The organism is Flavobacterium sp., from assembly GCF_049240005.1.
Classification (GTDB): Bacteria; Bacteroidota; Bacteroidia; order Flavobacteriales; family Flavobacteriaceae; genus Flavobacterium.
The window spans coordinates 25928-46047 of the sequence record NZ_JBMLTK010000024.1 but is presented as its reverse complement, the minus strand read 5'-3'; the positions used below and the strand labels follow the sequence as shown (position 1 = coordinate 46047).

Annotated in this window: 24 protein-coding genes; 14 read left to right on the top strand and 10 right to left on the bottom strand. The window is 41.9% G+C overall.

Annotated elements, in window-relative coordinates:
• Positions 1–10: 10 nt before the first annotated feature.
• Entirely contained in the window at positions 11–469 is a 459-nt protein-coding gene (gene smpB / locus ACOVQQ_RS02025; protein WP_298144785.1) for an SsrA-binding protein SmpB, read from the top strand.
• Here the strand turns inward: smpB and ACOVQQ_RS02020 are convergent.
• Entirely contained in the window at positions 459–1733 is a 1275-nt protein-coding gene (locus ACOVQQ_RS02020) for a Type 1 glutamine amidotransferase-like domain-containing protein (protein ID WP_421816712.1), read from the bottom strand. The genes smpB and ACOVQQ_RS02020 overlap by 11 nt on opposite strands.
• Entirely contained in the window at positions 1733–2374 is a 642-nt protein-coding gene (locus ACOVQQ_RS02015) for a protein-L-isoaspartate(D-aspartate) O-methyltransferase (protein WP_094487384.1), read from the bottom strand. Before ACOVQQ_RS02015 ends, ACOVQQ_RS02020 begins: the two co-directional genes overlap by 1 nt.
• A gap of 289 nt (positions 2375–2663) precedes the next feature.
• Between ACOVQQ_RS02015 and truA the strand changes: the two genes are divergently transcribed.
• The 5 genes from truA to ACOVQQ_RS01990 all read left to right on the top strand — a co-directional run bounded on the left by truA (position 2664) and on the right by ACOVQQ_RS01990 (position 7596).
• Positions 2664–3473 carry a tRNA pseudouridine(38-40) synthase TruA gene (gene truA / locus ACOVQQ_RS02010; RefSeq protein ID WP_421816711.1) on the top strand — a complete coding sequence of 270 codons (810 nt, stop codon included), beginning with the start codon at positions 2664–2666 and terminating at the stop codon, positions 3471–3473.
• The gene (locus tag ACOVQQ_RS02005; protein WP_094487386.1) at positions 3463–5220 is read left to right on the top strand and encodes an ABC transporter ATP-binding protein; all 1758 of its coding nucleotides are present in this window, start codon (positions 3463–3465) and stop codon (positions 5218–5220) included. Before truA ends, ACOVQQ_RS02005 begins: the two co-directional genes overlap by 11 nt.
• A gap of 57 nt (positions 5221–5277) precedes the next feature.
• A complete protein-coding gene (gene lpdA, locus ACOVQQ_RS02000; protein WP_421816710.1) occupies positions 5278–6666 on the top strand; it encodes a dihydrolipoyl dehydrogenase in 1389 nt (462 codons plus the stop codon).
• Between the two features lie 535 nt (positions 6667–7201).
• Positions 7202–7432, top strand: a complete 231-nt coding sequence (locus ACOVQQ_RS01995; protein ID WP_421816709.1) for a DUF892 family protein — start codon at positions 7202–7204, stop codon at positions 7430–7432.
• A gap of 11 nt (positions 7433–7443) precedes the next feature.
• Positions 7444–7596, top strand: coding sequence for a lmo0937 family membrane protein (locus tag ACOVQQ_RS01990; RefSeq protein ID WP_108721086.1), 153 nt, complete (start codon positions 7444–7446; stop codon positions 7594–7596).
• A 2-nt stretch (positions 7597–7598) separates the two neighbouring features.
• On the opposite strand, the gene ACOVQQ_RS01985 is transcribed toward ACOVQQ_RS01990, so the two are convergent.
• Positions 7599–8726, bottom strand: coding sequence for a cysteine desulfurase family protein (locus tag ACOVQQ_RS01985; RefSeq protein ID WP_421816708.1), 1128 nt, complete (start codon positions 8724–8726; stop codon positions 7599–7601).
• Between the two features lie 89 nt (positions 8727–8815).
• On the opposite strand from ACOVQQ_RS01985, the gene ACOVQQ_RS01980 reads away from it, so the two are divergent.
• Positions 8816–9787 carry a hypothetical protein gene (locus ACOVQQ_RS01980; RefSeq protein WP_421816707.1) on the top strand — a complete coding sequence of 324 codons (972 nt, stop codon included), beginning with the start codon at positions 8816–8818 and terminating at the stop codon, positions 9785–9787.
• 16 nt (positions 9788–9803) lie between these two features.
• Here the strand turns inward: ACOVQQ_RS01980 and ACOVQQ_RS01975 are convergent, their stop codons facing one another.
• Complete coding sequence (locus ACOVQQ_RS01975) at positions 9804–10358, bottom strand: DNA mismatch repair protein MutS (RefSeq protein WP_421816706.1); 555 nt, start codon at positions 10356–10358, stop codon at positions 9804–9806.
• Entirely contained in the window at positions 10342–10509 is a 168-nt protein-coding gene (locus ACOVQQ_RS01970; RefSeq protein ID WP_421816705.1) for a hypothetical protein, read from the bottom strand. Before ACOVQQ_RS01970 ends, ACOVQQ_RS01975 begins: the two co-directional genes overlap by 17 nt.
• Before the next feature lie 65 nt (positions 10510–10574).
• Here ACOVQQ_RS01970 and ACOVQQ_RS01965 point away from each other — a divergent pair, with 65 nt between their 5' ends.
• Together ACOVQQ_RS01965 and ACOVQQ_RS01960 are read left to right on the top strand one after the other, a co-directional pair.
• On the top strand, positions 10575–10862 hold the full coding sequence (locus ACOVQQ_RS01965) for a DUF2752 domain-containing protein (RefSeq protein WP_094487392.1): 288 nt from the start codon (positions 10575–10577) through the stop codon (positions 10860–10862).
• A 3-nt stretch (positions 10863–10865) separates the two neighbouring features.
• Positions 10866–11186 carry a CCC motif membrane protein gene (locus ACOVQQ_RS01960; RefSeq protein WP_421816704.1) on the top strand — a complete coding sequence of 107 codons (321 nt, stop codon included), beginning with the start codon at positions 10866–10868 and terminating at the stop codon, positions 11184–11186.
• 292 nt (positions 11187–11478) lie between these two features.
• On the opposite strand, the gene rocD is transcribed toward ACOVQQ_RS01960, so the two are convergent.
• Together rocD and ACOVQQ_RS01950 are read right to left on the bottom strand one after the other, a co-directional pair.
• Positions 11479–12720: an ornithine--oxo-acid transaminase gene (gene rocD / locus ACOVQQ_RS01955; protein WP_421816703.1), complete on the bottom strand. Its 1242-nt coding sequence runs from the start codon at positions 12718–12720 to the stop codon at positions 11479–11481.
• 129 nt (positions 12721–12849) lie between these two features.
• Entirely contained in the window at positions 12850–13911 is a 1062-nt protein-coding gene (locus ACOVQQ_RS01950; RefSeq protein WP_421816702.1) for an ATP-binding protein, read from the bottom strand.
• A 126-nt stretch (positions 13912–14037) separates the two neighbouring features.
• On the opposite strand from ACOVQQ_RS01950, the gene rlmD reads away from it, so the two are divergent.
• From rlmD to ACOVQQ_RS01935, 3 genes are read left to right on the top strand one after another with little or no spacing between them, the layout of a single operon-like run.
• Positions 14038–15456, top strand: a complete 1419-nt coding sequence (gene rlmD / locus ACOVQQ_RS01945; protein WP_421816701.1) for a 23S rRNA (uracil(1939)-C(5))-methyltransferase RlmD — start codon at positions 14038–14040, stop codon at positions 15454–15456.
• 15 nt (positions 15457–15471) lie between these two features.
• Entirely contained in the window at positions 15472–16023 is a 552-nt protein-coding gene (locus tag ACOVQQ_RS01940; RefSeq protein WP_421816700.1) for a DUF6452 family protein, read from the top strand.
• Entirely contained in the window at positions 15995–16720 is a 726-nt protein-coding gene (locus ACOVQQ_RS01935) for a DUF6048 family protein (protein WP_421816699.1), read from the top strand. The genes ACOVQQ_RS01940 and ACOVQQ_RS01935 overlap by 29 nt, the downstream gene beginning before the upstream one ends.
• A 3-nt stretch (positions 16721–16723) precedes the next feature.
• Here ACOVQQ_RS01935 and ACOVQQ_RS01930 read toward each other — a convergent pair whose 3' ends face one another.
• Entirely contained in the window at positions 16724–16957 is a 234-nt protein-coding gene (locus tag ACOVQQ_RS01930; RefSeq protein WP_298144836.1) for a hypothetical protein, read from the bottom strand.
• Entirely contained in the window at positions 16941–18119 is a 1179-nt protein-coding gene (locus ACOVQQ_RS01925) for a THUMP domain-containing class I SAM-dependent RNA methyltransferase (protein ID WP_421816698.1), read from the bottom strand. The genes ACOVQQ_RS01930 and ACOVQQ_RS01925 overlap by 17 nt, the downstream gene beginning before the upstream one ends.
• Positions 18120–18197: 78 nt before the next feature.
• Between ACOVQQ_RS01925 and ACOVQQ_RS01920 the strand changes: the two genes are divergently transcribed.
• Positions 18198–18941 (top strand): class I SAM-dependent methyltransferase, encoded by a 744-nt coding sequence (locus ACOVQQ_RS01920; protein WP_421816697.1) that lies wholly within the window; start codon positions 18198–18200, stop codon positions 18939–18941.
• On the top strand, positions 18938–19621 hold the full coding sequence (locus tag ACOVQQ_RS01915) for a ZIP family metal transporter (RefSeq protein WP_421816696.1): 684 nt from the start codon (positions 18938–18940) through the stop codon (positions 19619–19621). The genes ACOVQQ_RS01920 and ACOVQQ_RS01915 overlap by 4 nt, the downstream gene beginning before the upstream one ends.
• Before the next feature lie 224 nt (positions 19622–19845).
• Here the strand turns inward: ACOVQQ_RS01915 and ACOVQQ_RS01910 are convergent, their stop codons facing one another.
• Positions 19846–19986: a hypothetical protein gene (locus ACOVQQ_RS01910; protein WP_421816695.1), complete on the bottom strand. Its 141-nt coding sequence runs from the start codon at positions 19984–19986 to the stop codon at positions 19846–19848.
• Between the last annotated feature and the right edge of the window lie 134 nt (positions 19987–20120).

The window sequence follows — 20120 nt, the reverse complement described above, 5'->3', positions numbered from 1 at the left end:
TGCACTCGCTATGCAAAAGACAGTAAACATTCAAAATAAAAGAGCCCGTTTCGATTTCGAACTTCTCGAAACTTACTCGGCAGGAATTGTCTTAACCGGAACCGAAATCAAATCGATTCGCGCCGGAAAAGCCACCATTACCGAGAGCTTTTGCGAATTTCATAACAACGAACTTTTTCTAATCAATTCCTACATAGAAGAATACACGTTCGGAAATCAATTTAACCACAAATCGCGCTCCGAACGTAAGCTGCTGCTGCAAAAACGCGAACTCCGCAGCTTATACAAAAGCGTGCAAACCAAAGGATTAACCATTGTTCCTTTACGCTTGTTCACCAACGAAAAAGGTCTGGCAAAACTCGATATTGCATTGGCTCGTGGTAAAAAAACCTACGACAAACGCGAAACTTTAAAAGCTTCGGATACCAAACGCGATTTAGATCGCATCAAAAAAGCTTTCAATTCCTGAGAATTTTTCGATAATAGCGCACTCCTTCAAATTCAAAGGAAAGCACGTAATAACCTGCGGGCATTCCGCTAAAATCAACCGACTGTACGACAGCGTTTTTGCTGTCAAACAAGCATTTTCCGTCTAATCCAAAAATAGAAACGGCGGAAACCAAGCGATCAAAATGCAACCAATCGTGCACCGGATTTGGAGCAACGCCAATTTCACCATCAGCAATAACTTCCGGTTGTGCCAAAAAACACTGCGGATTCACGGCACTAGTAACCGCTATACTGCCATTCACAACACGCCAATTAAACCAATTTCCACCCGATCCGGAATTCCAGTCGTTTAAATTAAAGGTGTGAATGCCGTTTTGCGTGCCGGGAACGCGATATACTTTTAAAGCTTCTCCGTTTCTATTCCACGTAAGTGCGTTATTTGCCGTACATATTTCCGGAACAAATTCTTCCGTACAATTCGGTTGTACAAAAAAGGCGTACTCTTCGTAATTCGGAAAATCTCCAAAAACACGAGCTATTCCGTTTTCATCGATACAAACCGAAACATATTCGTTCGAGGCGATACCGAACTTTCGTTCCTGATTTTCCGATACCAATCGCGCTAAAAAAGCGGCTAAACGTCCGCGGCGATCCGGATTATCAAAATGCGTATCGGTGATTGTATTCGTTAAAATCGGAATCTGTAAAAAATCATTCGAACCAATAGTAACATTCGGATGAAACGGATTCGAGGTCGCTTGCGCACTCGTAACCGAACCGTTTTGCGCTGAAAAATAATGTGCACCTAAAATAGCCATACCCGCGCTAGTGCCACCAATCGGAGCATTTTTTTCGTTGATGTGCGCATTTAAAAGCGTTTCCAACGCATTGTCTTTAAAAAACGAAACGTAATTAAACTGATCGCCACCAGCAATCCAAATGAGCTCTGCCTGAGCAACTTTATTCAACACATATGGATTCGTAGCGCCGGCAACACTCGTAATGACAAGTGTTTCCACCGAGTTAACGTTCACACCCAAATCCGAATAAAAATAATCGTTATACCCGTCCGAACCCGAACTTCGCAACACCACCACATCGCCGCCGTTAGCGCGTTGTAATAACCAGGTCATGGCATTGTCGTTTTCCGTCGCACCACCCATCAAGCAATAGCCCGCAAGCGGAACCGTTGTCACGTTTGTCGAATTACCAGTAAAGTAACTGGTGTAACCTTGTGCGCACACTTTACCACCAATAAACACAAACAACAGCCACTTTTTCATCAGGATTTATTTTCTAGCAATGGAACAAAACGGAAATTCCCAAATTCGTGCTTCTCGAATCGCAATTCGGTTTGTCGAATATACAAGGTCATAATTTGATCGTTTACTCCAACGGGAATTACCAATCTGCCACCAATTTTTAATTGCGACAGCAAGGCATTCGGAACCACGGGAGCACCCGCAGTTACTATAATTTTATCGAAAGGAGCAAACGTGGGTAAGCCTTTATACCCATCGCCAAACGATAAATGTTTCGGCCGAATATTCAACTTAGGCAACAACAAAGACGTTTGCTTAAACAAATCGACCTGCCGCTCGACCGAATACACTTTTGCACCCATGGCGCACAAAACGGCGGTTTGATATCCGGAACCGGTACCGATTTCTAAAATCTTCTCTTCAGGTTTTACCTGCAACAACTGCGACTGGAACGCAACGGTGTAGGGTTGCGAAATCGTTTGTCCGGCCGCAATCGGAAAGGCTTTATCCTCGTAAGCAAAGTCTTCAAAACTCGAATTCAAAAAAAGATGTCGCGGAATCTTCAACATCGCCTCCAAAACTGTCTCGTCCGAAATTCCTTTAGTTCGAAGCAGTTCAATAAGTTGACGGCGTTTTCCTAAATGCTTAAGCGAATCGTTCACAGCTTTTGTTTGTTTTTGGTAAATGTAGAAAACCTAACGGCTATTTGAAAATAATATCAAACTACTGTTTTTCAATAATTCGCAAAAAAGCAATTCTTCTAAAACAATGTTTATCAATACATTAATCTTAAAAATCCGCAAATCGAAAAATTATTCACAGTTCGAAATCGAAGCTTATTGCAATACGTTCAGCAAAATAGCGCATAAACATCTGAATCCATTTCTAATCGCTGTTAAAAATATCATATCGTATCTCGCTGCTTAATCAATTGGCTGAATATTCGTAAATTTGGCAATCATTTACAGCCCGACATACTTGCGCTATTTTATTTCATTTTCCTATTTCGGTAAGAACTACCACGGTTGGCAAATCCAGCCAAAATCGCCTTCGGTACAAGCCGAACTTACTCGCGCACTCGAAACATTGCTTCGAACCGAGATAAGCTTAACCGGCGCTGGCCGGACCGATACTGGAGTGCACGCCAAACAAATGTTTGCCCACTTCGATTTCCCTACTGCAATTCCAGTGGCAGAGCTGTGTTATAAAGTAAATGCCCTCCTAAGCGATTCCATTGCCGTTCACGATATTTTCGAAGTTCATCCGCGAGCGCACGCCCGTTTCGATGCGTTGTCGAGAACGTACGAGTATCACATACACACCAGTAAAAATCCGTTTTTAACCGATTTTAGTTTCTTTTTGAAGCGCATGCCAAAATTAGAGCTCATGAATGAGGCGGCAGCACTTCTTTTGCAACACACCGATTTTCAGTGCTTTTCAAAAACGAAAACCGAAGTTAATAACTTTAATTGTGCGATCGCCAAAGCCGTTTGGAAGCAAAATGGCGACAAGCTTGTATTCGAAATCACGGCAAATCGATTTTTGCGGAATATGGTTCGAGCAATCACCGGAACCTTACTCGATTTGGGATTTGAGCGACTGACACTAGCCGACTTCCAGCGTATTCTCGACTCGAAAAACAGAAGCGAAGCCGGTACTTCGGTACCCGCACATGGTTTGTATCTTACAGAAGTTGCTTACAACTTTGCGGAACTACAACCTACATCACACCTAAAAACTACAGCTACAAATGAAAGCTAAAGCCTTTGATACCAATGTATTCAAGCGGATTATGGTGTACACCAAGCCGTATAAATTTCGCTTTAACGGCGTTATTGTCTGGGCGTTATTGCTCTCGTTGTTTGCTGCCTTACGCCCGTATTTACTTAAAGAAACCGTAGATAATTACATACAATCAAAAGACGAAAGCGGCTTAGCTTTTTACTTGGGATTAATGGCCGTGGTTTTACTGCTCGAAGTTGCAGCGCAATTTTACTTTGTGTATTGGGCAAACTGGCTCGGACAGGATATCGTAAAAGACATTCGCGAAAAACTATTTAAACACTTACTCGGTTTTCGAATGAAATACTTCGACAACGCGCCTGTCGGACAATTAGTTACACGAACCGTTTCCGATATCGAAGCCATCGCAAAAATATTTAGCCAAGGTTTGTTCATGATTATGAGCGATTTGTCGAAAATGATCGTCGTTCTCATCTTTATGTTTTTTATGAACTGGCAACTCACGCTGATCGTTTTTGTGGCGATGCCGATTTTGGTTTGGGTAACGCGAATTTTCCAAAAGAAAATGCAAGTAACCTTTGAAGTTGTTCGAACGCAAATAGCCGCTTTAAACACCTTCGTACAAGAACGTGTTACGGGCATGAAAATCGTTCAATTATTCACCCGCGAGCAAATCGAAGCAGAGAAATTCAGTGAAATAAACGACAAACACAACAAAGCGTGGATAAAAACGGTTTGGTATAACTCGATTTTCTTCCCGATAGCCGACATCATTTCATCGTTAACACTTGGCGCAGTGGTCGTATACGGCGGACAACGCATGCTGGGCGGCGATCAGTTCACGACTTTCGGCGATTTGTCTTCATACACGATGTTTATCGGAATGCTATTCAATCCGCTGCGACAAATTGCCGATAAATTCAACGAGATGCAAATGGGTATGATTGCCGCCAATCGCGTGTTTGATATTTTAGATACTTCTGATGAAATTCAAGATGTTGGAACGATTCAGGCGCAACCTTTTGCTGGCAATATTACATTTGAAAACGTACAATTCAGCTATGTTGCAAACGAACCCGTAATTCGCGATTTGAATTTGGAAGTTCAAAGCGGACAAACAGTGGCCATCGTTGGTTCAACTGGCGCAGGAAAATCGACTATCATAAACTTATTGAATCGCTTTTACGAACTCGATTCCGGAAAAATAACCATCGATAATCACAACATTAACGATTATACCATCGAATCGCTGCGCAAACAAATTGCTGTAGTCTTGCAAGATGTTTTCCTATTTGCCGATTCACTGTACAACAACATTACCTTATTTAACGACGATATCAGTCGCGAGCGCGTTTTGCAAGCTGCGGAACAAATTGGTGTAGCCGATTTTATCGCGTCTTTACCCGGCGGATTAGATTATAATGTGAAAGAACGCGGTGTAATGCTCTCCTCTGGTCAGCGGCAACTTATTGCTTTCCTACGTGCTTACGTTTCTAACCCAAGCATCTTAATTCTGGACGAAGCTACTTCTAGCATCGATACCTACTCGGAAGAATTAATACAACGCGCTACGGAGAAAATTACCAAAGATCGTACATCGATTGTTATCGCACACCGTTTAGCAACCATAGTAAATGCCGATATTATAGTAGTCATGCACAAAGGCAAGGTGGTAGAATCGGGAACGCACAGCGAATTACTGCTGCGTGAAAACGGATTTTACAAAAATCTATACGATGCACAATTTGATGTACAGAGCGCGTAAAACGAATTCGAAAATCACAATAAATCATTACTTTCGCATCAGCAAAAAAATATCAAAATGAAGTACGATATCATAGTAGTAGGAAGCGGTCCGGGTGGTTATGTAACTGCCATTCGCGCGTCACAACTCGGCTTTAAAACAGCCGTAATCGAGAAAGAAAGCCTCGGCGGAATTTGCTTGAATTGGGGTTGTATTCCAACCAAAGCATTGTTGAAGTCGGCTCAGGTTTTCGACTACCTAAAGCACGCTTCCGATTACGGATTAACTATAAAAGAATTCGATAAAGATTTTAATGCTGTAATTGCGCGATCTCGTGGCGTTGCCGACGGAATGAGCAAAGGCATTCAGTTCTTGATGAAGAAGAATAAAATCGATGTCATCGACGGACACGGAACTGTAAAACCTGGCAAAAAAGTTTCGGTAAAATCGGCCGATGGAAAAGAAACCGAATACAGCGCCGACCACATTATTCTTGCAACTGGTGCACGAAGCCGCGAATTGCCAAACTTACCTCAAGATGGTGTTAAGGTAATTGGTTACCGTAAAGCAATGACGCTCGAGAAACAACCTAAATCGATGATTGTAGTTGGTTCTGGTGCTATTGGAGTTGAATTTGCGCACTTCTACAACGCAATGGGAACTCAAGTTACCATCGTAGAATACATGCCAAACATTGTTCCGGTTGAAGATGAAGACATCTCAAAACAAATGGAACGCTCCATGAAAAAAGCAGGTGTAAATATTATGACCAATGCTTCAGTGGAGAAAATCGATACTTCGGGACCGGGCGTTAAAGCAACGGTAAAAACAGCAAAAGGCGAAGAAATTCTCGAAGCAGAGATTTTGTTATCGGCTGTTGGAATTAAATCGAATATCGAAAATATTGGTTTAGAAGCCGTTGGAATTAAAACTGATAAGGATAAGATTTTAGTCGACGAATTTTACCGAACAAACGTTCCCGGTTACTACGCGATCGGCGATATTGTTCCAGGCCAAGCCTTGGCGCACGTAGCTTCAGCCGAAGGAATTATTTGTGTGGAAAAAATCAAAGGTTTACATGTTGAGCCAATTGATTACGGCAATATCCCGGGCTGTACGTATGCAACTCCAGAGATTGCTTCTGTAGGTTTAACTGAAAAACAAGCACGTGAAAAAGGATACGAAATCAAAGTTGGGAAATTCCCGTTTTCAGCGAGCGGAAAAGCAAAAGCATCGGGCACACCAGATGGTTTTGTAAAAGTAATTTTCGATGCGAAATACGGCGAATGGTTAGGTTGCCACATGATTGGCGCCGGTGTAACCGACATGATCGCTGAAGCTGTAGTAGCGCGCAAGCTCGAAACTACAGGTCACGAAATCATCAAATCGGTTCACCCGCACCCAACGATGAGCGAAGCCATCATGGAAGCGGCTGCCGATGCCTACGGCGAGGTCATTCACTTGTAAAAAATCATTTTCAAATAATAAAAATCGCAGCAGTTTTGTTGCGATTTTTTTTTGCACTGCACCGAAACAAGATTTATAAGCGGCGCTCGTGTTTTTTGCTATTATCAGGAATTTCACGTATTAATCAAACTCACTTTAAAGCTGTCATTTTTGGTTAATCGCTATTGCAGATGACTAAATGTTCAGAAACAAAATCTTCGAAAGGAAGCTAGTTCGAAGTAGATTACCGTCCGTGAACTGCTATAAGTAGCACTCAAATTTGCTGCAGTGTAAACATAGAATTTACAGCTTTCAATCGACAAAACCCACATTCTATGCGTTACTGTGTGCTTACCTGCTTGCCCTGAATTTCAATAGGTGAAAACAAAAATTGTCTTGTGAAAAACGAGGCGAAAAGTGGTACTTCTTAAGTTTCACTGCATGTGAATAACAAAACTTTCGATGACGCGCCAAAAATGCATTTGTAAAACAATCCGATAATTTCGTAAGAAATTTTTTACGAAAAAGAAGCTCCTTTGTATCAAAGAAGCGAACTATGGTTCCGGAACTACCTCAGCGAATCGATTATTTAGCAGAATTATGCGCGATTTACCGTCTTGAAAAGTTGGCACAAGCCGATTTGGAAGAAAAGATTTCGCAAAGTACCAACGAATTCCTAAAAGCCGCTTTGGAAAAACACTTGCAGTTTACCTACCTGCATTTAGAACGCATACAACGTCTTTTCGCAGATCTAGAACTCAGCGATTTACTAGAAAATAACTTTTAAAACTACCCGTTATGAGCAACTTACTTTACACCGTAGCCGTTATCCTTGTGATACTATGGGCATTGGGATTCTTTTTCGCCAACTTAGGATCGATTATTCACCTGCTGTTGGTCTTTGCTGTTATTGCTATTCTGTTTCGTCTGATACGCGGACGAAGCGTGTAGATTTATAGCTTTTGTAACTCGCTTACCAGCAAATCAATTTCTTCCCTAGTATTGTCGTGTGAAAATGAAACGCGCAAATTAGGGAATTTGATTGTTTCGTCGTCGAGCATTTCTGCAAGTACGTGTGAGGGTTTTGGACTGCCGCTCTGGCACGCGCTGCCGCGAGATATCGCAAATCCTTTCATATCGAGCATAAACAACAACATCGACGCTTTTTCTTGTGAAATAGGCAAGCCCACGTTTACTAAATTATAGAGCGTGTTTTCGTGTCCGTGAATGTGTGCACTTTCGCCGTAGACTTCGCGCAGGCGGGAAATGAAATAGCTTTTTAATTCTGTGATGTGTGCTTTTTCTTCGTCGTGACGTTCGTAAGCCAGTTCTAATGCTTTTTGCATGCCAACGATGTTGTGAACAGATTCGGTCCCTGCGCGCAAACCTTTTTCCTGTTCGCCACCGAAAAATATTGGATTGGTTAACAAACCTTTGCGGAAGAAGGCAAAACCGATTCCTTTTGGACCGTGGAATTTGTGCGCAGATGCCGTGATGAAATCGACTGGAGTTTGCTGTAAATCGATTTTTAGTTTTCCGACCGATTGCACGGTATCGGAATGAAAGTACGCACCGTTTTCCTTTACGAGTTGTGCCACCTCATCGATAGGTAAAATACAGCCCGTTTCATTGTTTATGTGCATCAACGAAACCAAAGTTTGCTTTTTATCCTGTAATAATTCGGCTAGTTGTTGGAGATTGATGTGTCCGTTTTTGTCGTTGTCTACAAACACGAGTTCAATTCCGTATTCTTGCGCAATTTCCTTTACTGCATATAAAACGGCGTGGTGCTCCATTTTACTGGAGATGATTCGCTGCAGCTTTAGGTCGCGCACCGCCGAACGAATAATCCAGTTGTTAGCCTCGGTTGCACCAGAAGTAAAAATTATTTCATTAGCTGTACAGCCGAGTAAATTCGCAATTGATTTCCGTGCCAGTTCAATGGAGCTTTTAGCGGAGCGTCCGTAGGCATGAGTGGAAGAAGGATTGCCGAAATCGTTTCGAAGCGATTCTACAATGGCATCAATAACTTCAGGACGTAATGCAGTAGTAGCTGCATTGTCGAAATATATTTTATTCATGTGTCAAATGTAAAAATAAGTCTGCTGCTGCACAAACGCCGCCCGTCTGAAAGCATAAAAATCTTACCTTTGCGCCGAATTCTATGAACATGAAGAAAGTACTTTTTGTCTTGTTGCTTGCAGCTTCGTTTTTTGGTTGCGATGATGGGAACGTTTCGGTTGAAGCGTTCGATTTTGAAACAGCAACTGCCCGTGAATGCGGCGAAGGAACCGATGATTTTTTTATCTATAAAATTAACGGCAACGAAGTTTTAATTATCGAATTAAATGAGACAAATTTCCCGAATCGAATCACAACCTCAGACAATCCGATTTTGTTGCAAATTCCTACTGCAGCGCAGGTAACGTACCGATTGTATGACGGCGAAGTTACTGAGGCAACCTTGTGTTCGGTTGTTCCGCCCGCGCAACCTCAGGTGTTGGAAGAGTGGACCGCAACCGGTGGAACGCTTGAGATTACCACGGGTGTTGTAAATCCGACAACGACGACGGGTTCTAATATTATTACGGGATTTAGCCACAATTTGATTTTTAGAGATATTGTATTTGATCGTGGAAATGGCATTACACAACGCAATGAAACCATACTGTTTGGCAGTTATGTAAGAAGCAACATTTACCGACCAACTACATTTGAAAATATTGATATTCAATCGTGTACAGCCAACAATTTGCTTTTTAAAAGTTCGGGCTTGCAGTTACTCGCTTTAAATTTGAGTCCGGAAACATATAACAGTTTGATTGTAAACCAAGCCACTACGAGTGGAAGTCCGCGGACGGCTTTACTTGACGACAATGATCGTGTGATTTTTAATGTATATCGAACAAATTTGAATGCCGATTTGATTTGCAATAACAACCTGCCTTCCATCGAAAAGTCTTACATTTCGGAGAGCGGAATTGCCAATCAATCGGGAATAATCACAGTGGAAACAACGGAAACTGCTGGAATTTTTACCCATACGATACGGTTTCAACGTGTTATTTTAAAAGACACCGAGCAAGCGTTAAATTTTACGTTTGGCGACAACTATTTGTTCGGCGAGTTGCAAACCAACTAATCGCAGGTATTTGTCGTTAATTGTTCTGTTTGAAATACAGTTCACTGGCGCCTTGTCCGTACAATTGGTAACTGGCTTCGCTGACGATAATTTGGTCGTATTTTCGGTATAGATATTCCAACTCCGTTTTTAGCACGCCCGCTCCTACTCCATGGATCAGTACTATTTTTGGAATCCGATTTTTTATTGCGAATTCGATGTGTCGCTGTGCGGTTTCGAGTTGTAAGTTAAGAATATCGAAATTGCTCATTCCTTTATGAGATTGTACAATTTTTTCGATGTGTAAATCGAACGAGGGTGTAGCACGCACTTTATCTTTAAACGGCGATTTTTTTACTTTTTGAGGAACATCCTTGATTGATTTAGCAAAACGAATGTCTTGATAACTTACGGCTATTTTGGTTTCACCGATTTTAATTAGCTCGTTCGGTTGGTATTTAATGAGAAAGCCGTCGGTTGATTCGATGGTGATGGAATCGGTATCGATGGCCGTGATGACGCCTTCAACGGCATCGTCGAGTACTTGAACGCGATCGCCTGTTTTGAACGAATGTTTAGTCGTTTGTTTCATCTTTTTTTGGTGTATTGAAAAGCGGCATCATACCAAATACGAATACGAGCACAGCCGGAATTACGATTAGCAAATTTGGCTTTGTCTCGGATTGTTCGTACAAGGCTACACCAATTGCTAAGAACGAAATAATTATACGTGCTATTTTCATGATTCAAAAGTACGAGAAGTTTAGAACTGCCCTTTATTTTTAAAAGTTTTTTTAGACATTTGGGCATGCGATTAGAAGATTTAATGCTGCCGTGCTTTTTCAAACAACTCATAGGATTTGATTGTATTGGCTGTGGCATGCAGCGTGCTCTTGCTTTTATACTTCGCGGCGATTTCTATTCGGCTTTGCAAATTTATCCTGCCATTTACCCTTTTTTAGTGTTGGTTGTTGGCGTTGTTACGCAAGTGTTACGTCCGGGTGAAAAAATTGCGCGATTTAATATTCGTTTAGCTATTTTCACAGCAATTTCAATGACAATTTTCTATATTTACAAACTAACCTTTATCTTTTAAATTATGGAACAAAGAAAGCTACCCAACGCAACAGCGGTTTTAGTTTTAGGAATTATCTCTATTCCCGGCTGTTGTTTTTATTGTGTTGGATTAATATTTGCAATTATTGCCTTGGTACTTGCTAAGAAAGACAAAGCCTTGTTTGCGGCTAATCCGGAAGGATATGACAACTACAGCACTTTAAAGACCGGACGCGTTTTAGCTATCATCGGATTAATTTTAAACATTTTAGCCTTACTCAGTATTATTTTCGCTATTGCAACTTTTGGATGGGCTATCATGAATGACCCTGCGGCGTTGCAACAAGCGATGCAAGGAATGTAAAAGAAAGCTTATTTGCATAAACAAGCCGTTACTTATTGTAACGGCTTGTTTTATGTTTTTTGTTCCGAATTTCTCTGCGTTAGGTGGCGGCGTGGAAATAAGCACAGCTGGTGTGCTCGTTTGCTGTTTTTTTGGGTGGCGACCGCAGGAAGCCGACCAAAATACTAGCAAACGGCACGGCAGCAAAGCTTATTGCAACAAGCAACCGACGGCGCCACTACGCGACTGCGAAGCAAACCACTGCGCCGGAACGCCCAAAAAAAAAATCGGCTATAAAACCGATTCTTATTACTTATTCAAATTCTTGTAATGTTGTTGTGATTATGCCCACACATTCGAGCAGCTGTTCTTCGGTCATAACCAAAGGTGGCGCAAAGCGAATGATGTTTCCGTGAGTTGGTTTGGCTAGCAAGCCGTTTTCGGCCATACGCACGCAAATATTCCATGCGGTATCGCTCTCTTCCGTGTCGTTAATTACAATGGCGTTAAGCAAACCTTTTCCACGAACCAAGCTAGCGATATTGGATTTCTCGACGTATTTACCAATTTCTCGACGGAACATTTCGCCTAAACGCGCAGCATTTTGAGCCAAATGTTCATCGCGCACAACCTCGAGCGCGGCTACGGCAACCGCTGCTGCCAACGGATTTCCACCAAAGGTTGAGCCGTGCTGTCCGGGTTTAATGACGTTCATGATTGCGTTGTCGGCTAAAACGGCACTTACTGGATAAACGCCGCCTGAAACAGCTTTTCCAAGTACGAGTATATCCGCTTTAACTCCTTCGTGACAAACGGCGAGTAACTGTCCGGTTCGGGCAATTCCGGTTTGAACTTCGTCGGCAATAAAAAGAACGTTATGTTTTTGGCAAAGTGCTTTCGTTGCGGCTAAATAACCGGCATCGGGCACGTAAACGCCGGCTTCGCCTTGTATGGGTTCAACTAAAAATCCGGCAACATTCGGATTGTTTGCTAATGCATTTTCAAGCGCAGCTGCGTCGTTATAAGGAATTCGGATGAAGCCTTCGGTATATGGCCCGAAATTTTTTCGTGCGTTGGTGTCGCCTGAAAAAGAAATTATAGTGGTTGTTCGACCGTGGAAGTTACCGTCGCACACGATAATTTGTGCGGAATTTTCGGGTAATTTCTTTACTTCGTAGGCCCACTTGCGACAAATTTTCAAGGCAGTTTCCACGGCTTCGGCGCCGGTATTCATCGGTAGAACTTTGTCGTAACCGAAATATTCAGTGATAAACTTTTCGTAGGCACCGAGTTTATCGTTGTAAAAAGCACGCGATGTTAAGGTGAGCGTTTGCGCCTGATTGACTAATGCGCTAATAATTTTTGGATGGCAATGTCCTTGATTAACCGCAGAATACGCCGAAAGGAAGTCGAAATACTTTTTCCCATCGACATCCCAAACAAAAACGCCTTCGCCGCGACTGAGAACTACAGGTAATGGATGGTAGTTGTGTGCGCCGTGGCGATCTTCGATATCGATGAAATGTTGAGTACTTGATTGTTCCAATACGTTCATAACCGCAGTTTTAAAAAATTCTTGAAATGTGACTGTAAAAATAGAAAATGCCTTTGTAACGGCGTCACGAAATTGCGAATTTAATAATTGTATGCGCTACGAAGCGAGATGGGTTGAAAAACGGCCCTCTTAGCGAACTCGGTAGGTTCTGAGCGAAAAACTGAAAGTAGCGCCTTGGTTTTCGCCGTTGCTGCGCGTTTCGATATCACTTCCCGCTTTCTTCATAATTTGTTTGGCGAGATACAAACTAATACCGGAAGAGGATTCGTTTTCGGTTCCGCGTCGAATAAGTGGTGAAAACTTATCGAACAGTGTTTGCGCTTGTTTGTCGTTAAAGCCAATTCCAGTATCGGCAACACTTACTGTAAAATAATGATTTTGTTTAGAGAACGAAACGGTAACAGTTCCGTTTGTTGGGGTGTATTTGATGGCGTTATCGACCAAAGCGCGAAGTACAAATTGCAAGGCATCGCGATCCATTCTAATGTGTCCGGAGACCGATTCGCCGGAGAAAACCAAACTTACATTCTTTTCGGCTGCTTTGTTCGCGAAAACTGTTCGTAGGTCGCTTACTAATGCTGCGCCACTTACTGATTTAACTTTGTACGTAAGTTTTGATAACTTTTCTTCTTCTTGGATTAGCGTAACAAAGCTGGCCAAAAACTGTTTTTGTCGCTGTGCGGTTTGCAGAATTAATTCCGCAGAATGTTTTATGCTTGGACTTGGATTAGATTCGATAATTTCTGTTGCCAGCAATTCGGGATTCAGTGCAAAATTTTTCAAATCGTGCGAGAACAAATGCATCAAATCTTGCTTTTGGCGGAGCAATTCTTCATTGTTTCGCATCGCATCAAGGGTGTGATTGATTAGCTGGCCGACTTCATCGTCGGTATTGACATCAATGGCAGCGATACTCCTATCTTTTTTATAGCGGTTAATAGCATCAACCAGCTTTTTAATCGGGCGCACTAGACCATTTAAAACATACAAAGTTATAGCTGTTGCTAACAACGTACAAATCAAACAGATGACTAGTGCCGTTGTTGGGTTAAATTCATCGTGCTTTAAGGCTAGATAATATGTTAATCCCAAAATAGGAATATGTATTCCCATGAATGCAACGAATAAGAACTTTCGTGCGTATCCGTTTTTGATAAAAGGCAGTCGTGATAAGGTTTCGTAAAGTCTCATAAAACGATTCAAGTTTGTAAAAGTGGTAGAATTCTTTGTTGTACAATTATCGAATTTGTACGATTTTTTCTACATGGATTTTGGAGTATATACGATAAAAATTAAGGAAAGGTTTACCTTTGCCGCATGGGAAGAAAACGTAACTCAGACAAGAAACTTTTCGAGAAAATAACTATTCAGGATGCCGGTGCTAAAGGAGTGTGCGTGGCAAAAGCACCCGACGGTCGGGTTATATTTATTCCGAATGTGGTTCCGGGCGATGTAGTAGATGTTCAGATTTACAAGAAGAAGAACAGTTACTACGAAGGTAAAGCTGTTGCCTTTCATGAATACTCGAGTGATCGCGTTGAGCCGGCCTGCAAACATTTTGGTATTTGTGGCGGTTGCAAATGGCAAAACATGAGCTACGAAAAACAGTTGGATTACAAATTCAATGAAGTTAAAAACCACTTGGAGCGTATTGGTAAGATTAACTTGCCCGAATTTGAAACTATTTTAGGTTCCGAAAAACGCTACTTCTACCGTAATAAAATGGAATTTGGTTTCTCAAACAGCCGCTGGCTTTCGCCTGAGGAAATGCAATCGGATACGGTTTTCAACGATCGGAACGCGCTTGGATTTCATATTCCAAAGATGTGGGATAAAATTCTAAATATAACTGATTGTCAGTTGCAAGCCGATCCGTCGAACGCCATTCGAAATGGATTGCGCGCTTACGCAGATGAGAACGGACTGGCGTTTTACGATCCGAGAAATCGCGCTGGATTGTTGCGAACGCTAATGATTCGAACCACTTCAACAGGTGAAGTAATGGTTTTGGTGCAGTTTTTTGAAAATGATAAAAACGGTATTGCACAGGTAATGACGTACTTGCAAACCAGTTTCCCGGAAATCACTTCGTTACTTTATGTCGTAAACGAAAAAGCAAACGACACCATTTACGACCAAGATATTTTGGTTTGGTCGGGTCGCGAGTACATCGTAGAAGAAATGGAAGGCTTGCAGTTTCGCATAAATGCTAAGTCGTTCTACCAAACCAACAGCGAACAAGCGTACGAATTGTACAAAGTTACACGCGATTTTGCCGGACTAACCGGAGAAGAAATCGTGTACGACCTTTATACCGGAACTGGAACCATTGCACAATTTGTTTCCAAAAAAGCAAAAAAAGTAGTGGGAGTTGAAGCTGTTCCTGCCGCCATTGCCGATGCGAAGTTGAACGCCGCAAACAATAAAATAGACAATTGCGTGTTTTATGCCGGCGATATGAAAGATATTTTTACCGACAATTTTATTGCGCAAAACGGCAAACCCGACGTAATTATAACCGACCCGCCTCGCGATGGGATGCACAAAGATGTTGTGGCTCAGATTTTAAAAGTAGCTCCGCAGAAAGTGGTATATGTAAGCTGTAATTCGGCTACGCAAGCCAGAGATTTAGCACTTTTAGATGAGAAATATGAAGTAGTACGCGTAAAACCAGTTGATATGTTTCCGCAAACACATCACGTAGAAAATGTTGTACTTTTATCGCTTAAAAATTAGTCTTTACAAGCCTTCATGAAAAAGTTACTCCTATTTTGTATTGTGGTTTTATCGTTCAGCTCTTGTGAGAAGGACGACATTTGCGATCCCGGGCAATCTACAACGCCGCGGTTACTGATTGAATTTTACGATACAAACAATCCGGCGGTACTTAAAAACCTGACTAATTTATATGTTATTGGCGAAGGTCAAGAAGAAGCTTTAGTATTGAATGAGAGTATCCCTATAGATTCGCCGGTTTCGGAACAACGCTTTTTATCGAACGGGAACAGGATCGGTCTTCCGCTCAATACCGAAGCCGACCAAGTCGTTTATAACCTAACGTTGAATTACAACAGTCCGAACCAAGATTTAATTTTTGAAGACCAAATTGTAATCAACTACAGCCGACTAAATGCGTATGTATCGAGAGCTTGCGGATATAAAACCACTTATAAATTAAATCCGCCAACTAATCCGTTGGCACCAATCACAGTTACTAGTGGTAATGTGTGGATCAACAGTATTGAAATTTTACAATCAGACATCGAAACCGAAAATGAAATCCACGTTAAAATATATTTCTAGTTTTTTCCTGCTCTTTTCGATGCTGGGTTGGTCGCAAACTACCGATTCGCTACCTAAATTCAAGGATCGTTATGGCTTGCGCGTGGGCATCGATTTACACCGCTTAACGCGAAGTCTTTACGATAAGGACTACCAAGGTGTTGAATTTACTGGCGACTTTCGGTTATCGAAGCGGTATTTCGCTGCCGCGGAAATCGGTACAGAAAAGCGAGATACGCGCGAACCACAGATTAACGCTACAACGCGCGGCCAGTACCTTAAAATAGGTTTCGATTACAACACGCATCAAAACTGGCTGCAACTCGAAAACATGGTAAATGTCGGATTGCGCTACGGCTTTAGTACCTTTTCGCAAACGCTTAATAGTTACAAGGTTTATAACCCTAATCCGTATTTTGGAAATGGCGATTTCATCGACGTTAACCGCGAATACAATGGGCTAACAGCGCACTGGATTGAAACGGTTGCCGGCATTAAAGCACAAGTGTTCACGAATGTCTTCGTAGGCTTTAGCTTCCGACTAAACATTATGATACAAGAGAAAGACCCAAGCGGATTCGAAAACCTGTATATTCCTGGTTATAATCGTACCTACAACGACCGCTTTGGCGTTGGCTTCAACTATACCGTAAGTTATTTCTTACCGCTGTATAAGAAAGATAAAGGCGTTTCTGCCGAGAAAAAGAAAAAGAAATAACAACTATTTTATTTCTTTTACTTCCTTTAGAAAAAGCCACGAAACAAACAAACGTTCGCCCTGCGAGGTTTTCACAGCTTGAAATTTAGGTGCTAGAATTGTGGCCACTACTGCCGAGGTAACTGCTTTCCAAATAGGTTCTAGATCGGAAAACTCGCCTAAAATAACACGGCAAATTATAAAGAAGAAAGCAAAAGATATGGCCTGAAAAACAAAGGCTTTAGTTGATTTTTTCATCGGAATTTTGATTGAACTTTAAACGTTTACTTCCACTGTACATTTGGTAATTCACCAATCGGCTTTCCAAATTAGCATTAAACAATTTGATTTTTCGCGACGGTTTCAACCCAACAAATTTCAAGGCTTCTAAATTCGCCGTAATAAACCAGGCTGAAGTATTGGCGTAGTGCTGCTTGAGCGTATCACCCAGCTCGCGATAAAAACGCTCCAAATCGATATCTAAACGTTCGCCATAAGGCGGATTAAATAACATAAATAAAGGCTCGTCGGTTCCTTTCTCCGTTTCAAAGAAGTTTAAGTGCTTTATAGAAATGTATTCCGAAAGATTGGCTTGCTTTACGTTTTCGGTAGCTTTAGCCACTGCACTTGGCGCTTTATCAAAACCGATCATCGAAAAATCAAAATCGACAACCTTTTTCATCAACGAATCCAAAACGGTTTCAAATAACTCAAAATCCCAATCGCGCCATTTTTCAAAGGCAAATTCTTTTCGATTGAGGTTTGCTGGAATATTGCACGCAATCATTGCTGCCTCAATCAGTATAGTGCCGCTTCCGCACATCGGATCGAGAAAATCGGATTGTCCGCGCCAGCCTGCATGCAACAACATACCCGCTGCCAAAACCTCATTGATGGGCGCTATGTTAGTAGCCGTACGATAGCCGCGTTGGTGCAATGACGCACCCGATGAATCTAATGAAACCGTTACCGTTTCGCGGTCGATGTGTACATTAATCCGCAAATCAGGGAAACGCTTTTCAACACTTGGGCGTGCTCCTTGACGTTCACGAAACTGATCTACAATAGCGTCTTTGGTTTTTTGTGCAACAAATTCCGAGTGCTTGAAAAAGTCGGAATGTACTGTCGCGTCGATCACAAAACTCGATTCTACACGTAAAAACTCTGACCAATCGATTTTTTGAATCCCTTCGTACAGCATTTTTTCGTTTAGTGCACGAAACGACTTTATCGGTTTCAGAATTTTCAAAGCCGTACGCAAAGCGAGATTGGCTTTGTACATAAAACCTTTATCGCCCACAAAACTAACGGCTCGCGTGCCCGATTCTACTTGCTGTGCTCCTAAATTACGCAGTTCGGCTTCCAGCAAAGGCTCGAATCCAAAGAACGTTTTGGCAATCATTTTAAAATTATCTGACATGTACGAAGGTGTAATTCGACTTATTTTCGTCAAAAAAACCTTGCAAAAATAACGTAAATTTGCACCAAAATAAGCGGAATGACCAACAATACGGTTCCAGAAGATACTCATTGGTACGCTTCGTGGTTCGATACTCCCTACTACCACATTCTTTATAAAGATCGCGATTATAAGGAGGCGCGACTCTTTATCGACAATATAACAGCATATCTAAATTTACCTGAGCATGCCGAAATACTCGATTTGGCTTGTGGAAAAGGACGACATTCTCGTTATTTGAATCAGCTGGGATACCGCGTGGTTGGCGCCGATTTATCGCACAACAGCATTGATGAGGCAAAAGCTTTTGAAAACGATTCGCTGCAATTTGTTGTACACGACATGCGTGAACCGTTCGACCGTCAATTCGATGCAATTTTCAACCTGTTTACCAGTTTTGGTTACTTCGAAAACGACAACGATAACCTGAAAACGCTCGAAGCCATTCGCGATTCGCTTAACGAATACGGATTTGGCGTCATCGATTTTATGAATGTCGATTTTGTGATTCCACACTTAGTTCCGGAAGAAGTAAAAGAAGTTGACGGCATTGCGTTTCACATTAAGCGCTTTGAAATCGACGGGTATATTTATAAGGAAATTCGCTTTGAAGATCAAGGAAAACAATATGCATTTACCGAAAAAGTTAAGGCGCTTCGATTAGCCGATTTCGAACAACTTATGGAACAGGCGGGCATTCATTTGCTTGATGTTTTTGGCGATTACAAACTTAGAAAGTACCATCCGCTAAGCAGCGAACGCTTGATACTCTTATTTAAATGACAGCATTACTGATTCCTTTTCTTTCTGTAGTTCTCGGGCTGATAATCGGATTTCTATACAAACCGAAAAAGAAAACCGGACTAAAACTGTTGCTTGCTTTTAGCGGCGCTTTTCTGCTTTCGCTCACGGTTTTGCACTTACTTCCTGAGATTTACAGTCGTTCGTATGAGTCGGAATATTCGACCATTGGTTTGTTAATTATGTCTGGAATTCTGCTGCAAATCATCTTGGAGTATTTTTCGAAAGGCGCCGAGCATGGGCATGTTCACGGAGGCAAATCAATGACTCGTGTTCCGCTCATTTTGGCAGTTTCGTTGGGTATTCACGCACTTATCGAAGGTATTCCGGTGGCCGCCGAATCGGAATTGGCGTGGGGAATTGCCGTTCACCATTTGCCAATCGCCGTTATTTTAACGCAATTTTTCCGACAAGCCAATTTATCGAACACTGTGGTTATCCTTTTCATGTTGGGATTTGCCGTTGCAACGCCGTTGGGAACGTTTTTAGCGTCGAATTTGCAGCAAATACAGTCGCTACAGCACTATTTTTCGGCGGTTGTCGTGGGAATATTGTTCCATATTTCGTCGACAATAATCTTTGAAACATCTGAAAATCACAAGTTTAATTTCGCAAAACTACTGGCGATTATTTTAGGAATTGTCTTCGGATATATCTTGTAAGGAGTATCGTTTGGGGAAGCTAGTAATGATAGCTATTGGGATTGTGACGTTCACCATTTTACGTATCGTTTTTGGGGAAGTTAGAAGCTAGACACCAGAAGCTAGACTTCATGACGTTCACCACTTTACGTGTCGTTTTCCCGCCCTAACCCACGTATCGTAGGCCGGTGCCTGAGCTTGTCGAAGGCTAATGGAGATTTTTTTGAGAAACTAGAAGCTAGAAACTAGAAGCTAGACTTCGCGACGTTCACCAATACACGTATCGTTTTGCCCAACCCAAACCACGTATCGTCGGTGCCTGAGCTTGTCGAAGGCAGCTTATCGAAGGCAGCATTGCGTACATCGTGAAAAACTTTGTGAAACATCGTGCTCCATTTTCGCTTTTTTCTATTTTTTAGCTTTTTAGCTGTTAGCTGTTAGCTGTTAGCTTTTTAGCTTCTCTCGCTTTTTTCCATTTTTTCATTCTTTCTATTTTTCCATTTTTTTCACTTTTTTCTAT

What these genes read in the sequence shown, in the direction of transcription:
- ACOVQQ_RS01920 (WP_421816697.1), top strand. Translation starts at nt 18,198, where the DNA reads ATGACCAACAATACGGTTCCAGAAGATACTCATTGGTACGCTTCGTGG.
- lpdA (WP_421816710.1), top strand. Translation starts at nt 5,278, where the DNA reads ATGAAGTACGATATCATAGTAGTAGGAAGCGGTCCGGGTGGTTATGTA.
- ACOVQQ_RS01915 (WP_421816696.1), top strand. Translation starts at nt 18,938, where the DNA reads ATGACAGCATTACTGATTCCTTTTCTTTCTGTAGTTCTCGGGCTGATA.
- rlmD (WP_421816701.1), top strand. Translation starts at nt 14,038, where the DNA reads ATGGGAAGAAAACGTAACTCAGACAAGAAACTTTTCGAGAAAATAACT.
- ACOVQQ_RS01940 (WP_421816700.1), top strand. Translation starts at nt 15,472, where the DNA reads ATGAAAAAGTTACTCCTATTTTGTATTGTGGTTTTATCGTTCAGCTCT.
- smpB (WP_298144785.1), top strand. Translation starts at nt 11, where the DNA reads ATGCAAAAGACAGTAAACATTCAAAATAAAAGAGCCCGTTTCGATTTC.
- ACOVQQ_RS01975 (WP_421816706.1), bottom strand. Translation starts at nt 10,358, where the DNA reads ATGAAACAAACGACTAAACATTCGTTCAAAACAGGCGATCGCGTTCAA.
- ACOVQQ_RS01985 (WP_421816708.1), bottom strand. Translation starts at nt 8,726, where the DNA reads ATGAATAAAATATATTTCGACAATGCAGCTACTACTGCATTACGTCCT.
- ACOVQQ_RS01970 (WP_421816705.1), bottom strand. Translation starts at nt 10,509, where the DNA reads ATGAAAATAGCACGTATAATTATTTCGTTCTTAGCAATTGGTGTAGCC.
- ACOVQQ_RS01980 (WP_421816707.1), top strand. Translation starts at nt 8,816, where the DNA reads ATGAAGAAAGTACTTTTTGTCTTGTTGCTTGCAGCTTCGTTTTTTGGT.
- ACOVQQ_RS01990 (WP_108721086.1), top strand. Translation starts at nt 7,444, where the DNA reads ATGAGCAACTTACTTTACACCGTAGCCGTTATCCTTGTGATACTATGG.
- ACOVQQ_RS01960 (WP_421816704.1), top strand. Translation starts at nt 10,866, where the DNA reads ATGGAACAAAGAAAGCTACCCAACGCAACAGCGGTTTTAGTTTTAGGA.
- ACOVQQ_RS01925 (WP_421816698.1), bottom strand. Translation starts at nt 18,119, where the DNA reads ATGTCAGATAATTTTAAAATGATTGCCAAAACGTTCTTTGGATTCGAG.
- ACOVQQ_RS01910 (WP_421816695.1), bottom strand. Translation starts at nt 19,986, where the DNA reads ATGTTTCACAAAGTTTTTCACGATGTACGCAATGCTGCCTTCGATAAG.
- rocD (WP_421816703.1), bottom strand. Translation starts at nt 12,720, where the DNA reads ATGAACGTATTGGAACAATCAAGTACTCAACATTTCATCGATATCGAA.
- ACOVQQ_RS02005 (WP_094487386.1), top strand. Translation starts at nt 3,463, where the DNA reads ATGAAAGCTAAAGCCTTTGATACCAATGTATTCAAGCGGATTATGGTG.
- ACOVQQ_RS01965 (WP_094487392.1), top strand. Translation starts at nt 10,575, where the DNA reads ATGCGATTAGAAGATTTAATGCTGCCGTGCTTTTTCAAACAACTCATA.
- ACOVQQ_RS02020 (WP_421816712.1), bottom strand. Translation starts at nt 1,733, where the DNA reads ATGAAAAAGTGGCTGTTGTTTGTGTTTATTGGTGGTAAAGTGTGCGCA.
- ACOVQQ_RS01995 (WP_421816709.1), top strand. Translation starts at nt 7,202, where the DNA reads ATGGTTCCGGAACTACCTCAGCGAATCGATTATTTAGCAGAATTATGC.
- ACOVQQ_RS01950 (WP_421816702.1), bottom strand. Translation starts at nt 13,911, where the DNA reads ATGAGACTTTACGAAACCTTATCACGACTGCCTTTTATCAAAAACGGA.
- ACOVQQ_RS01935 (WP_421816699.1), top strand. Translation starts at nt 15,995, where the DNA reads ATGAAATCCACGTTAAAATATATTTCTAGTTTTTTCCTGCTCTTTTCG.
- ACOVQQ_RS01930 (WP_298144836.1), bottom strand. Translation starts at nt 16,957, where the DNA reads ATGAAAAAATCAACTAAAGCCTTTGTTTTTCAGGCCATATCTTTTGCT.